Here is a 17,888-nt window from a genome sequence, read left to right on the forward strand (position 1 = left end):
TGTAAAGAAGCCATCGGCTCAGTAGCGTAAAGCAATGTAAAGTCCGGTAAAGTCCAGCAACACTCTGGCTAAATAGCCCGCACCATTCATCAACTGGACAGGGTCGACAGCGGGTCGTGCAGCGGCGTGACCTTGGGGTTGCAGCGCGCCAACGCCTCGGTTGCCCGCTGCTGCGCCTGCAGGTGGCGTTTGGCCAATGCCAATTCACGGCGGGCGGTGTCCGCATCGGTCAACACGCCATTGAGGCTGGTGCTGATGGTCCCTAATTCATCCGGGCTGTCCGCCATCAACCGAACCTGGTAATTTTTCTGTTGATCGACCGCCCTCAGGGCCAAGGACAGGCCACTGATTCGACGATACAGCTGAGTGGCGACACTGCGGCAACCATAGCCCAGCGCCATCAGCAAGCCGGCTGCCACCAGCAGGTAGCTCACCCAGTTCGTCAGGCTACGTTGCCAGGCCGCCAACAGGCTGCCCCGGGTTAACTGATGCTCAATGGCCACGTGCCACGCCAAGCGCTGTTGACGCTGAGTCAGGGCCTCACTGTCTCCGGCATCCGCCGCGGTCAGTGGCGCCAGCCCTGTCGGCGGCACCCGCGCCCCCAAGCCGGCAGATTTCGGATTGAGGCGACTGCGATACTGAGCCAGATGGAGATTGAACTCGGCCTGAAGGTGCCGAGCCTGTGCTGGCGCCGGCGCCAGCGGCAACTGCGCCAGCCGCTCCGACGCCCGCACTGCCGCCATCAGGGCGCCACCTCGGTTCACGCCCTCCGCCTCGGGCCCGGAGGCCAGCAATCGCGACAAAAAGCCATGCAACTGTCGCTGAATCTGAGTGTACAATCCGCGCAATTGCTGATCCGACACCCCACCACGCTGATGGCCACTGCGCATCACTGGCAACTGAGCCAGAGATTGATTGAGGGCGGTATGGCTGGGCCAGAACGCCTCATTGCCGCCCAGCCAACGTCGCTGAGCCAGGTCGAAGTCCCGTATCGCCATGTCGGTCCTCAAGACCATGGTCATCACTTCGATGGGAGTATTGACGGAGGGAAGCGCGCTGAACTGGCGTCGCTCCTGCTGCAGTAACGATGACAGCGTCATCCCCTCTTGCAGCAGTTGCGCCGTTTCCGGCAGTTGCCAGTGACGCACCAGAGCCTCGGTGCGGCCCCAGGCCCCCAACAGCACCCAGGCCAGCAACGCCAGCAAGGGCAGCAGATACAGCATTGTTAACTTGGACTGCACCGTAAACGCGTCGAACCAATCCTTCATAGGGAAACACCAAATCCATTTGGGCATTCCCTTAGCTTAGACCGATTCCACTGTCTCGCCAGCGACCTTGGCCAGGATCATCAAATCGACATCTTTTCCTTGTGCTTGCGTCGCTTAGTCTCGTTGCAGAGCCACGATGGGATCCAGTCCGGCGGCCTTTTTGGCCGGGTACCAACCGAACAATACCCCGATGATCATGCAGACCCCCACCGACAGCAACAGTGAATAGGCCGACCAGGCCACCTGCCAGTCGGCGTACGCCCCGATCACCAGTGACAACAACATGCCGGCGACGATGCCGATCAGGCCGCCAGAAGCGGCAATCACCAGCGACTCGATGATAAACTGACGGGCGATGTCGGCCTTGGTGGCCCCTAAAGCTCGCAGCAGGCCAATCTCGGTGGTGCGCTCCATCACCGTGGCCAGCATGATGTTCATAATGCCGATGCCACCGACCAACAACGAAATTCCCGCCACGCAGGCCATCACAATATTGAAGATCCGTTGCGTCTGTTGGTATTGCGCCAGCAAGTCCGCCGGCACCACCACCTGGTAATCAAACTCACCGCCGTGGCGACGCGACAACAAATGATCGATGCTGGCCGCCGCCAACGGCGCATCGATGCCGGGACCCAGTTGCAGCTTCACTGCATCCAATTGATCATCAAGCGGCTTAAACGCCAGTTTTTTCAGTGCGGTAAGTAGGGGAATAAACACCTGATTGCGCTCGCCCCCCAGTTTAACCCCTTCGATTTTCGACTTCTGCTGCCCCTTATCTGCCAGCACGCCCACCACTTCGAACCACTGGTGATTGACCTTGATGCGCTGACCGATGGCCTCACCAGAGGGAAACAGCCCCTGGGCGGCTTCGGGGCCCAGCACCGCCACCTGACGATAATGACGGTCCTCCGCCTCGGTAAAAAAGCGCCCGTTTTCCAGGTTCATACTGGCCAGACCGAAGTGGCTGGGTGTCACCCCACTGACCCGGGCATCGCTGCGGCCGTGGCGGCTGAACAGGGTAAACACCCTGACCTGCTTTTCCGCACTCCAGTCGTCAATGAAGGTCAGGGTATCCAGGGCGCTGTGGACGTCTCCCAGCGACAGACCAACACTGTGTTCGCGCACCGACTTGCGTGCCTCGCCTTCACTGGGGCGGCTCTCCACCACAACGTTACGCAGCCCCATCGACTCGATCATCGACAGCGCTTCCCGCTCCGCCCCTTCGCCAATACTGAGCATGGCAATCACGGCTCCGACCCCAAAGATCATCCCCAGCAGGGTTAACCCGGTACGCAGTTTGTGGTGCACCATCTGTCCCAGAGCCTGACGAATTTCACTCCACCCCATCATTGGCGCACCTCCCTGGGCTTCACCAATGCGATGGCATCGCCGTCACCGAGCCCATCGACAATGACCGTACGGTTGACACTGCGGGCTCCGGTGGTGACCGTGCGCTCGACAAATCGGTCTCCCTGCTGCAAATACACCCAGCGACGACCGTCTTTCTGATACAGCGATTGATTGGGCACACTGATCACCTGCTTTTGGCGCTCCACCTCAACCTGACCGGTCAACTCCCGTCCGGGAAACATCACCTCGGTATCGGTGTGAGCCAACGCCACGGTAAAGCCAAAGTAGTTCACCGGTGAATTGTCCTCCCTGGGCTTGGCCAGAGTATCCACCTGGGTGATGGCACCCTGGATCATCCGCTGCGGGTAGGCATCCAGGTACAGCTTCACCGACTGTCCGACCGCCAGGCCAGCGGCTTCGGACTCCAGCACATACATTCTGGCTTCCATCCGCGACAGGTCCGGGATCTGGCCGATGGACATTCCTGACCAGACGGTATCACCACTGACCACCGGGCGGCCCCTGAAGCCGCTGCTGAGTACAAACAGTCCATCGGCAGGGGCCACGACCTCCATCTTTTTCAGGTTGCCCTGAGCCCGGTCCACCTTGGCCTTATGACCCCGTTGCTTGAGCTCGATCAGCTGCTGCTCCGCCGCCGAACGATGGCTCTGCTCACCCAGGTCCCACTCCAGGTAGCCCAGTTTGGCATCCAGGTAGCCCTTATTGCGCATGTTGTCGATCACCTCGATGCGGGAGTAGACCCGCGGATCGTCACTGAAGAACCGCTCTGCCAACTCTCGCTCCCGACGGGTCACAACCTGGCCAGTATCGATCTCATCCAGCAAGTTGCCGTCTTTTCCCTGTTGAAGCAGGCCGTCGATCACCAACTTGTCGATCTCAAACTGAGCCATTCTGGCATCCAACTGCTGACGACTGGCATCGAGCCTGGCCACCACCTGCCCTTGTGTTACCGGGGTAAAGTTATCCGCCACCCAGGACAAGCTCTGCGGGCCACGCAGCGACGACGGCACCGATACCGACACCGCCGTGGCAGGCTCTAGCTGACCGCGGGCATCGATTCGATGTTCAAACGGCCCCGGGGTCACGGTCACCGTCAGCACCGCGTCCCGCTGCGGTTGACCACAGCCACCCAACAGGCCCAGGGCCAACATCATGATTGCGGCGTTCCTCACGGCAGTATCTCCACTTTGGCGGTCATGCCCGGGCGCATCAACTGAGGATCCGGGGTATCGATGGTCGCCAGGGCATCAAACACCACCACAGGCACCTCCTGATTCTTGCGCCGGAATACCGGGCTGATGTCGGTCAGTTGACCGTAGAACGGCCGCTCCGGGCTGGCGTCGAGTTTAATTTTCACCTTTTGACCCTTGTTGACCCGGCGGGCCTCGACCTCGGGAATGGCCAACTGCACCGCCATCTTCGACAGATCCGGCAAGCGCACAATGTCATCACCGGCGTACACCGAGGCACCGGGCTTGAGCTTTGCCCCCTCCATGGAGGTGCCAACCACCACCATGCCGGCCCTTGGCGCGACGATGGTCATCCGTCCAATGTCGGCGCTCAGCTGATTCACCTGGGCCTGCCAACGCTGACGGTCCCCCTCCAACATCGCCAGTCGCTGTCGCACGCCCTGCCGCTCCAGCACCAGCTTTTGTTCGATCAGCGCCACCCTGGCCTCGGCGATGTCGGCATCACGGCGGTATTTCTGCCGCTCGAGCGCCGCCACGCTGTCGTCCTGAATCTGGTACTTTCTCAAGGCTTTCTCTTGATTCATCTTGGCTTCGGCCAGTTGCAGCTTCAGCTCCTGCAGTTGCTTCTCATTGCGAAGGGTCGAGGTTTCGATGTCCTGTTCCACCTCATCCAGATCCGCCTGACGCAGTTGCAGCCTCTGCTCCAGATCCGAGGCGTCCAGAACCACCAGTAGCTCCCCTTTGGCAATGGGCTTTCCTTCCGGCGCCAGATACTTAATCTGATACTGCCATTGGCGACGGACCGGCGGAGGCGATACCCCCAGCGAATCGACCGACACCAGCTCACCGCTGACCTGAATCGGCGTTTCCACCGTCGCCGTCTCAGGCGTCTCCGTGACCGGCTGAGGCTGACAGGCACACAGCAGAACCAGCATGGCGGCCATCAATCCAACTCTCATTGGCTCACCTCCAGCGCCACCAGTACGCTCATTCCGGGCACCAGCGTTACCGATTCGCCCTGGTTCAGGGCCACATTGACCAAAAACCAATTGCTTTCGCCCCAGCCATTGCGGCGCTCGGCTTTGAGAGCCACCTTAGTCACGGTTCCGCTCAATTGCCGATCCTGCCGGGCATCCAGAGTCAGTTGCGCGTCCATACCGACCTTGACCCGATCGATGTCCACCTCATTGGCCCAGGCCTGCACCTGCAGGCCGTCGACGCCGGGAATGGTTGCCACCTGGGTTCCGACCTGGACCGTATCCCCAACTTCGGTCTTAGCTCCGTCCCAAGGCTGACGGGCGTAGATCATCGGCCCATCGTGGTTAGCGGTCAATTCGAGGTTAGTCATCAGTTGTTCGGCATTGCTGAGCTCCAGCTGCGCTTTATCCCGATCGATGGTGAGCTTTCGCATCTCCTCCAACGACGCCCGCTCAACCTCCGCCAGCGCCCGTTTCGATTTCGCCAGTTCGGCGCCGGCCTTCATCAGCTCAAACTGCTTGTCGGCATACTCCTTGGGGCTTTGAAAGTCCGCCGGGACCTCGGCGTCCAGCTGCGCCTTCTCCCTCAACAATCGCTTCTCGGTCACCTCAAACTCGGCCTGTAACCGCTGCTGTTTCAGCTCCACCTGCTTGGCCTGCACCGCCGCATCCACACGAATCAGCGCCGCCTGAAACTGATCGATCTGCCCCGACACGCCACTCTTGTCAAACACCACCACAGGATCACCGGCGCGGACCATCTCTCCCTCCGGCGCCATCCATTGAATCTGATAGCGCCAGGCCCGGCCGGCCCTGGGGACCGTCAGGCTCTGAGCCTGAGAGGAACTGACCTCGCCAGTGAGCAGCAACGACTGGGCCTGGGCCAGCAGCGGCGCCGGAAAGACCATGAGAACCAGCAGCAACCCACTAAGCCGCATCATTGGCACAGCCCTCCAGCTTCTCAATGCGACCGTCACGCATCCATACGATCCGTCTGGCATGGCGGGCCACCTCCTCTTCATGGGTAACCAGCACCACGGTCTGGCCCTGGGCATTGAGTTCTTTAAACAGGGCCAAGATGTCGTCAGAAGTGCGGCTGTCCAGCGCACCGGTGGGTTCGTCAGCCAGCAAAATGGCTGGCTGATTGATCAGCGCCCGGGCAATGGCTACGCGCTGACGCTGACCACCGGACAACTGATTAGGGCGGTGATTCAGCCGGTCGCCCAGACCGACCCGGGTCAGCAACTGCCTGGCTCGCTCGACATCGGCCTGGGCATCGCCGGCGCTGCGTCGATAACGCAGCGGCAACATCACGTTATCCAGAGCCGTCATGCGTGGCAGCAGATGAAAGCTCTGAAACACAAAACCGATGCGCTCATTACGTATTTGGGACAAGACGGCGTCGTCCTGCTGGTTAACAGGCTGACCGGCCAGCAGGTAATGGCCGTCACTGGGTTGATCCAGACAGCCAATCAGGTTCATCAGAGTGGACTTACCGGAGCCCGACGGCCCCATGATGGCAACAAATTCACCCTCATCAATGCTGAGATTGACGTCATTTAAGGCGTCCACTGTGCTGTCGCCCATGGCGTAGCGCTTGGACAGGCCGGAGATTTTGATCATGTGTGCGTTCCTGGCGGCCATCCCTGGCCCCCATTCGAAAAATTCAGAGATGGAAAATTATCAGCTCTCATCGGTGCCGCCAACCGGCTTAGGCCCCCACGATGAAGGTAATTAGTAAGAGTTTGTATTGATTGATTAGTTCCTCAGCACTGACGCGCCCCGAAGCCTGAGAATAAAAAACGGATCCCAGTCACAGCCCGGTACCAACAGGGCGATTTTCACCGATTGTTTGCGCCAGATTCAGGTTTGTGCCGCCAATCTGGGTATTATCACTCAAAAAGTTTATACCTATTCGTACATTTGTGGCTTTACTGATAAAGGACATCATCATGACTCCACACCGATTATCTCTGGGGAAACGCTTTGCCCTACTGCTGTTGCCAGTACTGATCCTGGGGTTCGTCCTCAGCAGTTTCGTCACCACCAGGATCGGCGTTGAACACCTCAACCATGCGATGGAGCGCGCCATAACCTCCCGAGGTGAACTGGTCAGCAACAACATCAGCAACTGGGTGCTGCAGCAACAACAACTGCTGCAATCACTGGCTCAAAGCCCCTACCTGTCCGATGCCCTCACCGATGCCGAAAAGCGCCCAGCCCTGTCTGAACACCTAAAAACTATCAAAACCAGCTTCAAGCTGAGAAATATCGCCCTGTTGTCGCCACAAGGGATCGCCATCGCCGCCAGCAACCCGGGACGGATCGGCCAGAGTTACGCCGCACTGGACTACGTCCAGCTGGCCCGCGAGCAGCAACGACTGGTGATTTCCGAACCCCGCCCCAGCCGGGTTGACGGCCAACTGCTGGTCAGTTTTGCCCTGCCGCTGGAGCAGCACCTGTTGTTTCTCAGTGTGTCGCTGCAACACTTCTATCGCGACTATGTCGACGCCAGCAGCGTAGACAGCAACGCCTACAGCTTTGTGCTGTCGTCCCGGTGCGCACCGCTGGCCCACCCGAGGCTGGCTGAGGTCCAGGCGCAGCCTCGGGCACTGGCCAGCCTGTGCCAACACCCGGGCCTGCAAGCCTTTGACGACGCCGGTATCGACTACCTCGGATGGGTGGAACGGGAGTCACGAACCGGCTGGTACATCGTCAGTGCCACCACCGATGCCGTCTTCCAACAGAGCCGAAACGACATGACCTCCTCGGCAATGGCGGTGGCCTTGGGGGCCATCCTGGTGATCACCGCTGTGGTGCTGTGGCTGGTCCGACTGATCACTGGCGGACTGCAGACCATGGCCATGGCGGTGCGGGATCTGGCCGCCGGTGACATCGCGTTGAGTCACCTGAATGCCAGCGCCTGGGCACGGTTGCTGCGACGTCAGGATGAGCTGGGGTTAATGGCCACGGACCTGCATCAACTGATCGACAGCCAGCGCAGCCAGGCGCGCGCCGCCGATGCCATCGCCACTGGCGATCTCAGCAGCACCATCGTCTGCCTGTCGTCCCGGGATCGACTCGGCACGGCGCTGAAGGAGATGCAGGCGCAACTGCGGGAGCTGGTCGGGGCGGTACAGCGCAGCGGCCGCGAGATCGGCACCACCAGCCAGACTCTGGACAACGATGCCCGCACCCTGTCAGACAGTGCCACCGAGCAGTTCGCCTCCATCTCCTCCATCAGTGCCGCCCTGCAGCAGATCGACGGTCAGGTACGCGTCACGGCCGATTCCAGCGAAAAAATGAATGGCCAGGCCCAGGTGGCCCTGACTCAGGCACAAGCGGGCAACCAACAGATGCAGGATCTGCTCAATGCCATGGCCGCCATTCGCAGCAGTGGCGAGCAGATTGCCACCATCATGGAGGAGATCACCGCCATTACCGAACAAACCAACCTCATCGCCCTCAACGCCGCCATCGAAGCGGCTCGGGCCGGCGAGCACGGACGGGGCTTCTCGGTAGTGGCGGAGGAGGTCCGCAGCCTGGCGGCCCGCAGTGCCGACGCCGCCGCCAAAACCCGGCAACTGGTGCAGGGCAACCGGGACAAGATGGACTGGGGCAGCGAAGTGGCCCGCCACACCGAAGCGGCCTTTGGCAGCATTGTCGATCATTGCCACCACTCCGTCGACCAGCTGGCGTCCATCGCCCAGGCCTGCCGGGAGCAATCCCAGGCCACCGATGAACTCACCGAGGGACTGTCGCAAATAGACAGCGCCGGTCAGCGGGTGGCGGAAGTGGCGGATGCCGTCGCCCGGCAATGTCGGCAGCTGCACCGGTTATCCGACGCCCTGCAACAGGACACCGATCGCTTTACCACCGACACGGTGTCGTCACTCTAAGGAGGTTAACGACGCCAACCGCTGCGACAGTCCCGACGCCCGTACCGTGCGCCGGCCAATGGCGGCGACAAACAGTCGCGGTGTCGGCGTCAACAGCGTAAACCAGTGACGGGCCCGGGTAATGCCGGTATACACCAACTCCCGGGTCAGGATGGGGCTGTCGCTGGCCGGCAGCACCATGGCGGTGTGAGCAAACTCCGACCCCTGTGATTTGTGCACCGTCATGGCGTACACGGTCTCGACACTGGAAAGGCGACTCGGCATAACGGTTTTCACCCCGCCCTCGGCGGTCAGAAACGCCACTCTCAGCCGTCGTTGTCCCTGCTCATCCCACACCGGCAGACACAGCCCCACATCGCCGTTCATCAGCTTAAGGCCGTAGTCATTACGACTCAGGATTACCGGTCGGCCGGCGTACCAACCGCTGGCCTGACTGATCAAGCCACGCCGGCACAGGGCTGAGGCGATGCGCTGGTTGAGGCCGCTGACGCCGTAATCGCCGTCACGCACCGCACACAGAAGCTGGAACTGACCAAACGCCTTAAGCAGCGATTTGATCCATTGCTCTTGTCGGGCAAACAGCGCCTGCCACTGCGAGGGCGACTGGCATTGAGCTGCCAGTGGCTCCAGGCTGGCTAGCCCTTGATGCATTTCACCGAGGTAATGGCCATAGCCCCGAGGGCTGCAGCCTGACTCCATGGCGCGCCGCTGCGCCTCTTGTGGCTCCCCTTCGCCGTCGATGCACAGCCGTTCCAGGTAGCTGTCGTCGGCAGCGGTCAGGCGCCGCTGCAGCAGATCCCGCCAGCCTTGATGCCAGAGGGCATTGGCCCGATCTGGCTGGCCGTCGTTCACCGCCTGGGCCAGATGGCCGATGCCGCTGTCGGCGTCGAAGCGATGACTCTTTCTCAGCAGCGCAATCTGTTGCTCCAGTGCCGTGCCCGGCCCCTGCCAATCTTGGAGTTGATAACCACTGTGGCTGTAAAGGTAATCGGTGGTGGCCGGCCAGTAACGCGGCTGAGCGGCCTGCTCACACAAATCCCCCAGCACCGCGCCCGCTTCCACCGACGCCAGCTGGTCTTTGTCACCCAACAAAATCAGCCTGGCCTGGGGCGGCAACGCCGCCAGCAGCGCCGCCATCATCTCCAGATCCACCATCGAGGCTTCGTCCACCACCAGCAGGTCCAGGTGCAGGGGGTTGCCTTGATGGTGTTTAAACTGACGGCTGTCCGGGCGCGAGCCCAGCAGCCTGTGCAGAGTGCTGACCTGGGTGGGTATCGCTGCGGCCACCGCTTGCGGCAACTGACTTAGCGCACCAGACAATGACTCCGACAACCGCGCCGCCGCTTTGCCCGTCGGGGCCGCCAACTTGATTCGCAGCGCGGTGCCGCTGTCCATGGCTAGCTGTTGCAGCGCCGCCAGCAGGCGCACCACGGTGGTGGTCTTGCCGGTACCCGGCCCGCCGGAGATCACCGTAAAGCGACTGCGGCACGCCAGCGCTGCCGCCACACTCTGCCAGTGCACCTCATCGCCCCGCTGCTCCGGTTCCGATTTCAGCGGCGCAAACAGCGACTGCAGCTGAGACCGCAGCGCCTCGGCCTCCACCGTCAGTGGCGTCAACCGGTCCGCCAGCCCCTGAGCAACCTGGCACTCATAACGGAAGTAGCGACGAAGATAGAGTCGCCCCTGACTCAGCACCAGTGGCCGGCTGGAATCCTGATCCCGACCGTCGACCGACACTACCGCGGCCTGAGTCAGCGCCGGCAACCAGGACTGAGGCGACCACTGGGCCATCAGCGCCGACGGCAGCGGCAGCTGGGTCGGTTTCCGTCCTTCCGGAGGCAACGCCAGTACCTGCTGAGGCAGACTCAGCAACTGCTCAATGTCCAGACAAAGATGACCCCGTCCCAACTGGTGGCTGGCCCAAACAGCGGCCAACAGTACCTGTGCCGAAGTCTGAGGTTCCTGCTCCAGCAACAACCTCGCCAAAGCCAGATCCAGTGGTCGCAACCAGCCCTCGAGCACATACTCATTCAACGCGTCAAACAGCTGTTCCGGGCTCATGCGGTTTCTCCGTGAAACAGGGCGTCCATGGCGTCCACCAACGCTTGATCTGGCTTAAGGGCGATCACCCCGTTGCCGGAGTCGGCCTCGGCCGCCCCCATGCCGCGAAGGAACAGGTACACCCCGCCTCCAAGGTGGCGCTGATAGTCGTAATCCGCCATGCGGGTTTTCAACAGCCGGTGCAAAGCCAGGGTGTACAGGGCCAGCTGCAGATCGTAGCGATGGGACAGCATCGCTTCCTGCATCGCTTCAAAGCAATACGCGCTGTCGTCCGGCCCCAGGTAATTGGATTTGTAATCGGCCACGTAAAAGCGTCCCTGATGTTCAAAGGTCAGATCGATAAACCCCTTGAGCATGCCGTGCAGCTGTTGGGGCTTGAGGGTGGGTCTGGGCAAACCGGGCCACAGATGCTCGCGCACCAGTCTGTCCAGCCGGGCCACATCCAGATCATCCACGGCAAACCAAAACTCCATCTCCGCCACCACGCTGCCCAACTGGCACAGTGCCACCTGCTGCGACTGTTCGGCGCCGGCGGGTAACCGCATCGGCTGGGCCAGGGCCGAGGTCACCCAGGGCTGCAGCACCGGCGGCCACGACTCGTAGCCCTTGTGATCGCAACGCTGTTGCAACTCCTGCGACAGCGCATCGGGGCTGTAGCGATCAAACCCCTGGTTGGCGATCCACTCCAGCCAGTCGTGCAAGAAGGTTCCGGGGCCGGCCCCACGGGGGAAAGCGTGAATGCTGTCTGGCTCTGGCTCCTGAGGCAGTGACACGTCCTGCTCGGCCATCAACTCGCCGATGCGACTCTGTGCTCCACCGGCATCGGTATCGGTACCATCTCGATGATGGCTCATGCCATGCAACAGGGCCGAGTAAGAGCCTACTCGCCAACCGGACGGCACGCGCCGCTTAGGCGTCCTGGCGCACAGCGTGTCGGCATCCACACTGGCCTCTTGCCACAGCATCTCGGTCACCGCGGGCAACGGGCTTAGCAACGTCTGTCCCGGGCACACCAACTCCTGCAGGCGGGCGGCCAAATCATGGGCGTCCATGGGCTCACCCTGACCCAGCAGATACCCCAGGGCACTGTGGTGCAGATCGCTGCTGTCCCGTTTGCCGGTCCGCCCCAGCTTCACCGGCGCCAGCCCCAGGAAACAGGCATACACCGGTCGGGTCAGGGCCACGTACAACAGCCGTAAATCTTCCGCCAACCGCTCGTGCTCCGCCTGCTCGATGGCCTGCGGCTCCGGGTTGAACGCCACCGCATTGTGGCCGTCGCGGTCGCGATAGGTCAGCAGCCCGTCCCGGGCCGCCGCCTGGCGAAAGCCAAACACAAACGGCAACAGCACCAGTGGGTACTCCAAGCCTTTGGATTTATGAATGGTCACCACCTGCACCAACTCGGCATCGCTCTCCAGGCGCAGGATCTGGTCGTCGTCACCCTGGCCGGACTCGATCTGTTCCGCCAGCAATCGCAACAGCGCCAGTTCGCCGTCCACGGTGGCCGACGCCGCTTGCATCAACTCAGCCAGGTGCAACAGGTTGGTCAGGCTGCGCTCGCCGCCCCCCTCGTGCATCAATCGGTTGGCGATGCCGTAATCGGCCATCAACCGGCGCACCATCGACAGTACCCCTTTGTTGTGCCAGTGCTGCTGGTAGCCACGAAACTGCTCCACCAGGTTATCCCATTGATGTTCATCCCCATTGAGACGGTCGAGGGTCGCCCAGTCCATGCCCAGAGTCAGACAGGCCAGGGCGGCGCGAATCCGCCGCTCTTGCTCCGGTGCCACCACCGCCTGCAGAATCAACAACAGATCCTGGGCCTCGGCGCTGGCGTAGACCGAGTCCTTATCGGACAGGTAGACACTGCGGATGCCGCGACGATCCAGGGCGGTGCGAATCGCCTTGGCTTCGGTAAAATCCCGCACCAGAATCGCCATGTCGGCAGCATTCAGAGGGGTGAGGGTGCCATTGCGCTCAAAGCCGGCCCGGCCCTGGGCGGACAAGGTCAGGAAACGGCACATCTCACTGGCGGCCGCCTCGGCCTGACGCTCCAGATAGCGGCCCTTGTTCACCGGTTCACTGTCCGGATCCAGCCACAGGTTGAGGCCGTTCACCTCTTCCCCGTCGATCAGCAGCCGATCCGACTTGCCGTTGGCCTCGACACTGATAAAGGGGATCTCGTCGGCAAACAGAAACGGGCCCTGGGGGTACCCCTGTGCCAGCTCAAACACCGAGTTGGCCGCCGCCACCATTCCCGCCGTGGAGCGGTAGTTGGTGCCCAGGGTGTAGTGACGGCCGTCGGTGTCCCGGCGCGCCTGAAGATAGGTGTGAATGTCGGCGCCGCGAAAAGCGTAGATCGCCTGCTTAGGATCACCAATCATCATCAGGGCACAGTGAGGCTGGTCCAGGTACAGGGTCTGGAACAACCGGTACTGGACCGGATCGGTGTCCTGAAACTCATCGATCAGGGCCGCGGGAAACTGTTGACGAATCAACTGCGCCAGCGCCGGACCGTTGTCGCCGCTCAGGGCCCCATCCAGGTGACGCATTAAATCATCGAATCCCAACACCGCCTGGCGCTGCTTCTCCGCCTCCAGGCGGTCGCTCACCCAGGCGGCGGCATGACTCAGCAGATTGCGCTTAAGATCCAGCGATGCCAGGGTATCCACCAGCCCCTGCATCGCCTCGAACGCCGGATTGGGCTCCAGGCTCTTACCCTTATTGCAGGCCGCCTGAATCCCCTCGCGACTAAAATGTTCACAGGCCTTGGAGGGTTTGCCTGCAGCGGTCTGAGGCAGGCTGAGACGATCGTCTTCCAGCCAGCGGCGAACCTCCTCCAGCAACACCGGCTTGATCTTGGCTTTGGACACCAGTTTGGCGGCCAACGCGGCGTGGATCTGCTCACTGACGGTTTCAAACTCCCGTCGCCATACCGTCTTGGCGTGCGCCACCGCCTGACACTGCTGCTCCACCACCTCGGCCGGCGGACGGCCTTTTAGGCCGCGTCCCAGCAACGGCATCAGCGCCTTTTCCAGCGCCGCCGGGGTCGAATACAGATCGTAGATGGGCTGCAGCGCCTGGCTGGTCATGGGATAGAAATGGCCTCGCCAGTAATCGCGCACCGCTTCCTGCCTCAGGCCGCTGAGATCAGTCTGCAGCTCCAGGCTGAACAGCGAGCCAGAGTCAAACGCATGCTCACGCAGCATCCGCTGACACCAACTGTGAATGGTATGGATGGCAGACAGATCCATCATCTGCGCCGCCAGCTCCAGCTTCAGGGCACAGCCCGGATGGGCGTCAACCGGGTAGCTGTCCCGCAGCCCGGTCAGGAACGGGTCCGGCTCAGCCAGCTGGCCACGGAAACAGCGTGCGCCCTCCACCAAGCGTTTGCGAATCCGGTCTCGCAGCTCCTCGGTGGCGGCGTTGGTAAAGGTCACCACCAGAATTTCCGGCGGCATCAAGCCACCGCTGGGGTGGCTGTGATCGCCGCCATGGCCCAGCACCAGTCTCAGATACAGGGCGGCAATGGTGTAGGTTTTGCCGGTGCCGGCACTGGCCTCAATCAGCCGGGTTCCCGACAGGGGAAAGCTCAGGGGTTGCAGTGTTGTAGTCATCTACACCTCCACCTGCTCGACCAGGTCGAGCAAGGGTTGATACAGCGCCTCGGCCAGCACCGCAAAACGGTCGCCGTCGAGACGGGAAAAATCGGGATATTGGCGTGCCAGGTAGGGGCTGTAGCCGAGATCGCCGCCGCCGAAGAAGCCCGGCTCATAGGCCGATTGCGCCTGCTGCAGACGATCGTGGTGGTCGCCGTCGGCGGCCAGATAGGCAAAGGCCGCCCGCGGTGCCACTGGCAACGGCTGTCGCATGGCATCGGCGTACAGGCTCATCAGCAGCTGCAGTCGCTCCCTGGCCTGCTGAGCCGGCATCGGCGCCAGTTGCCAGACGCCGTCGCTGCCAATCAGCACACTGGTAATAGGATGGTCGCAGGCGCTGGCCGCCAGGTGACCACAATAGAGCCGATTCAGGTGCAGCGGGTTTTTCAAGCCAGATTTGCCCCCCAGATTGCCGGGACGCACCTGCAGCTGGACCCAATGCCCCTCGGCGTCCTGATACAGGCCGGTGAGCCAGTCCTCCAGCACCAGCTCTTTGTGGCTGTGGCGAAGTTCCAGCGACGCCTCGGTCGGGGTCAATCCCTGCAGGCAATGCTGATAGTGTTGATACGCCTGCCAGGCCGGCTCGGCCAGATCCTGGCTGGCCAGGGCAGCAAACCCCTTCATGGGCAGTTGCCCACGACGAACCAACTTGCTGACGGTGATCTCCAGCGCGTCTCTGGCCTGGTCGGGATTGGACAGGTACAGCTGCTGCAACAGCTCGTCCCTGAGCAGGTAGCGCTGCAAGCCGTCCAGGGCAAAGGGTTCGAGATCCTCGCTGACCGACATCTCCTGAACGAACCACACCCCCAAGCGCTGATTCATGAAGCTGCGTACCGGATCCGCCAGCAACCCCTGCAGTTCAGACAACATCAACGGCTCATCGCGGCACAGCGCCGCCAGCCGCGCATCGGGGTCGGTCGCCGATGCCGATGGCTGATGGTGCACCTGCTGCCATTCACTGGCGTAGGAGAACAGCGCCGAATGCTGACCGTCGAAATACGCCGGCGCATACGGTTGCAGTGGGTGGATCGTGGTCAGGGCCGCCAGCACATCCTGGTCGGCCAGGCTAAAGGCGCTGCACAGGTAGTCCTGCAGCTGGCCCACCAGCACCGACGGCGTGCGCTCGCTGTTATCGCGAACATTGCGACCAATGTAGCTGATGTACAGCTGCTGGCGGGCGGCCAGCAGCGCTTCCAGAAACAGGTAGCGGTCGTCCTCGCGCCGGGACCGGTCCCCGGGCCGATACTGGCCCGGACGTGCCATCATGTCGAAGTCCAGCGGTGGCCGGCTCCTGGGGTAATCGCCGTCGTTCATCCCCAGCAAGCATACCTGCTGGAACGGAATGGCACGCATCGGCATCAGGGTGCAGAAGTTGACCTTACCGGCCAGAAATCGCTGTGACACCCCCTCGTCGCCAAAGGGCGCCAGCGCAACCTCGCGAACCACGGTGATGGGCAACTCCTGCTCCAGCCCGGCGTCGTCACAGGCGCTGAGCCACTGAGCCAGTGCATCCTGCATCCGCTCCAGCAACAGGGTCTCCTGCTCATCCTGCGGCAGGAACAACGCCGCCACCGCCGACCGCAGCAACTGATTCCACTGGGCCGGGGTATGACTCTGCCCCAGATGCTGCCACAGATCCGCCAACGCATCGATCAGCTGACAGACCTTGCCCACCAGCGCCGCGTCCAGGCCGCCCACCTCATCCAGGGGTTCGATGCCGTGCCAGTTTTCCCCCTGGCCTACGGCGTAGCCGAGCAGCATCCGTTTCAGGCCAAAACGCCAGGTGTTCTGCTCCAACTGCCCCGGCAACTGAAAACTCTGGCGCTGCTGACCGTCCAGGCCCCAGCGAACGCCGGCCTGCTCCACCCAACGGGCCAGCAGCGGCAGTTGCGACTCGTCGATGCCGAACCGGGCCCGCAGCGCCGGCACCGCCAACAACTCCAGCAACTCCGACACCGCAAACCGCGATTGCGACAGGTGCAGCAGTTTCTCCAGGGCCAGTACCACCACCTGATGGCCCCGTTCGGGGCGATCGGCAATGGTAAAGGGGATGTGGCGAGGGTCGTCCCAATCCAGGTGACCGAACACCGCCTCGATGTGGGGGGCGTACAGATCTACGTCCGGCATCATCACGATGATATCGGAGGGGCTTAAATCCGCTTGGTCGTTAAACCGTTGCAGCAACTGATCGTGCAGCACCTCGACCTCGCGCTGACGGCTGTGGGCCAGGTGAAACACCACCGAGCGGTCCTCGATGGCCAGCGGCTGCGGTGATGAAGGCATCGGCTCGAGATCGAAGATTCCCTGCTGAATCCGGTTAAGCAGGCTGGGCGCCGATGTCTCCGGCAACGGGCTTTGCCACAGATCAATGGTACGAAAATAGTCCCGGTACTGCTCGGGCTCATCGATGCCATACAGCAAGCCGATGTAGTCGCGCCCCTGCTTGCCCCAGGAGGCCAGCAACGGGTTGGCGTGCTGATGCATCGATTCCAGGTCGATCACCGCCGGCGCGCCGGGCTTGCGGCTGTGGCGGGCCCGGGCCAGCTCTCGCCTGAGCAGCTCACGGTCTTCGACAATGTCGGCCCAGAAATGCTGACAGGGGTTTTGTACGCACAGCAGTATCTGGCAATGCTTGGCCAGCGCTTTCAACGACTCCACCGCCTGCTGAGGCAAGGCACTGATGCCAAACACCAACACCCGCCGAGGCAACGCCGCCGGACGCTGCGGCGCCTGCTCCAGGGCATCGATAAAACTTTGATGCAGCCTGGCCCGGCTGCTGTCGCGCCATTGAGGCGTCATGTCATTGACCACCGCCCGCCACAACGCCGGCTGCCAGGCCTGAGGGGCGTCGATGTCACTGACCTCGCCGCTGGCGGACAGCAGGGTGTCGTCGCCCCGAGCCCAGCCATCCAGCCAGTCGGCCCGGTACACCTGATACTGGTCAAACAGATCCGCCAGTTGCTCCGCCAGCTGGTCCAGTTTGCGGCAATCGCCGTCGTCACGCAGAAACTGTTTCAGCGGCGCAAACACCGGCTGAGTCAGCAACTGCGGCAACAGTTTCATCAACCGCCAACGCAACTGCGGTTTGTCGTAGGGTGAGTCTTTCGGCACCGCCTGCTCGCCCAGTACGGCCCGGTAACTCTGCCACAGGAACCGCGACGGCAGCTGCATCTCCATGGCCGCCGCAATCCCCAGCCCCTGCTCCGACGCCAGGGCCAACTTGAGCCACTGAGCCATGCCGTTGCTCTGCACCAAAAAAATCTCGTTTTCCAAAGGCCCCAGAGGGTGGGCCCGGACCCACTCCACCAGCAAGGTTCGAAGGGGTTCCATCTGGTTGGCATGAATGATCGACAGGCCTGGAACTATGGACGCGGACATGGCGGCTTCCGTTATTAGCTAAGTGAGCTAATCATAACGAGTTTTTGTTTCGGTCTCTACGCACTGGCCGCCGTCTGGGGCCAAG

The 17,888-nt window shown here is 62.0% G+C and carries 10 protein-coding genes; 1 reads left to right on the top strand and 9 read right to left on the bottom strand.

Annotation, left to right across the window (positions count from 1 at the left end; translation table 11 throughout):
• Positions 1-89 precede the first annotated feature (89 nt).
• The 6 genes from J8Z22_RS13295 to J8Z22_RS13320 form a co-directional block, all read right to left on the bottom strand.
• Entirely contained in the window at positions 90-1,268 is a 1,179-nt protein-coding gene (locus J8Z22_RS13295; RefSeq protein ID WP_252006742.1) for a nitrate- and nitrite sensing domain-containing protein, read from the bottom strand.
• Positions 1,269-1,382: 114 nt separating this feature from the next.
• Positions 1,383-2,618 (bottom strand): ABC transporter permease, encoded by a 1,236-nt coding sequence (locus J8Z22_RS13300; RefSeq protein ID WP_252006743.1) that lies wholly within the window; start codon positions 2,616-2,618, stop codon positions 1,383-1,385.
• On the bottom strand, positions 2,615-3,793 hold the full coding sequence (locus J8Z22_RS13305) for an efflux RND transporter periplasmic adaptor subunit (RefSeq protein WP_252006744.1): 1,179 nt from the start codon (positions 3,791-3,793) through the stop codon (positions 2,615-2,617). Before J8Z22_RS13305 ends, J8Z22_RS13300 begins: the two co-directional genes overlap by 4 nt.
• Positions 3,794-3,807: 14 nt before the next feature.
• On the bottom strand, positions 3,808-4,788 hold the full coding sequence (locus J8Z22_RS13310; RefSeq protein WP_252006745.1) for an HlyD family secretion protein: 981 nt from the start codon (positions 4,786-4,788) through the stop codon (positions 3,808-3,810).
• Positions 4,785-5,747, bottom strand: a complete 963-nt coding sequence (locus J8Z22_RS13315) for an HlyD family secretion protein (protein ID WP_252006746.1) — start codon at positions 5,745-5,747, stop codon at positions 4,785-4,787. The genes J8Z22_RS13310 and J8Z22_RS13315 overlap by 4 nt, the downstream gene beginning before the upstream one ends.
• A complete protein-coding gene (locus J8Z22_RS13320) occupies positions 5,734-6,429 on the bottom strand; it encodes an ABC transporter ATP-binding protein (RefSeq protein ID WP_252006747.1) in 696 nt (231 codons plus the stop codon). Before J8Z22_RS13320 ends, J8Z22_RS13315 begins: the two co-directional genes overlap by 14 nt.
• A 329-nt stretch (positions 6,430-6,758) precedes the next feature.
• Between J8Z22_RS13320 and J8Z22_RS13325 the strand changes: the two genes are divergently transcribed.
• Positions 6,759-8,705, top strand: coding sequence for a methyl-accepting chemotaxis protein (locus J8Z22_RS13325; RefSeq protein WP_252006748.1), 1,947 nt, complete (start codon positions 6,759-6,761; stop codon positions 8,703-8,705).
• On the opposite strand, the gene recD is transcribed toward J8Z22_RS13325, so the two are convergent.
• The 3 genes from recD to recC are packed head-to-tail and all read right to left on the bottom strand — an operon-like array spanning position 8,697 to position 17,803.
• Positions 8,697-10,766: an exodeoxyribonuclease V subunit alpha gene (gene recD / locus J8Z22_RS13330; RefSeq protein ID WP_252006749.1), complete on the bottom strand. Its 2,070-nt coding sequence runs from the start codon at positions 10,764-10,766 to the stop codon at positions 8,697-8,699. The genes J8Z22_RS13325 and recD overlap by 9 nt on opposite strands.
• Positions 10,763-14,383: an exodeoxyribonuclease V subunit beta gene (recB, locus tag J8Z22_RS13335; protein ID WP_252006750.1), complete on the bottom strand. Its 3,621-nt coding sequence runs from the start codon at positions 14,381-14,383 to the stop codon at positions 10,763-10,765. Before recB ends, recD begins: the two co-directional genes overlap by 4 nt.
• Entirely contained in the window at positions 14,384-17,803 is a 3,420-nt protein-coding gene (recC, locus tag J8Z22_RS13340; RefSeq protein WP_252006751.1) for an exodeoxyribonuclease V subunit gamma, read from the bottom strand.
• Between the last annotated feature and the right edge of the window lie 85 nt (positions 17,804-17,888).

Source organism: Ferrimonas sp. SCSIO 43195 (assembly GCF_023716685.1).
GTDB classification, from domain to species: domain Bacteria; phylum Pseudomonadota; class Gammaproteobacteria; order Enterobacterales; family Shewanellaceae; genus Ferrimonas; species Ferrimonas kyonanensis.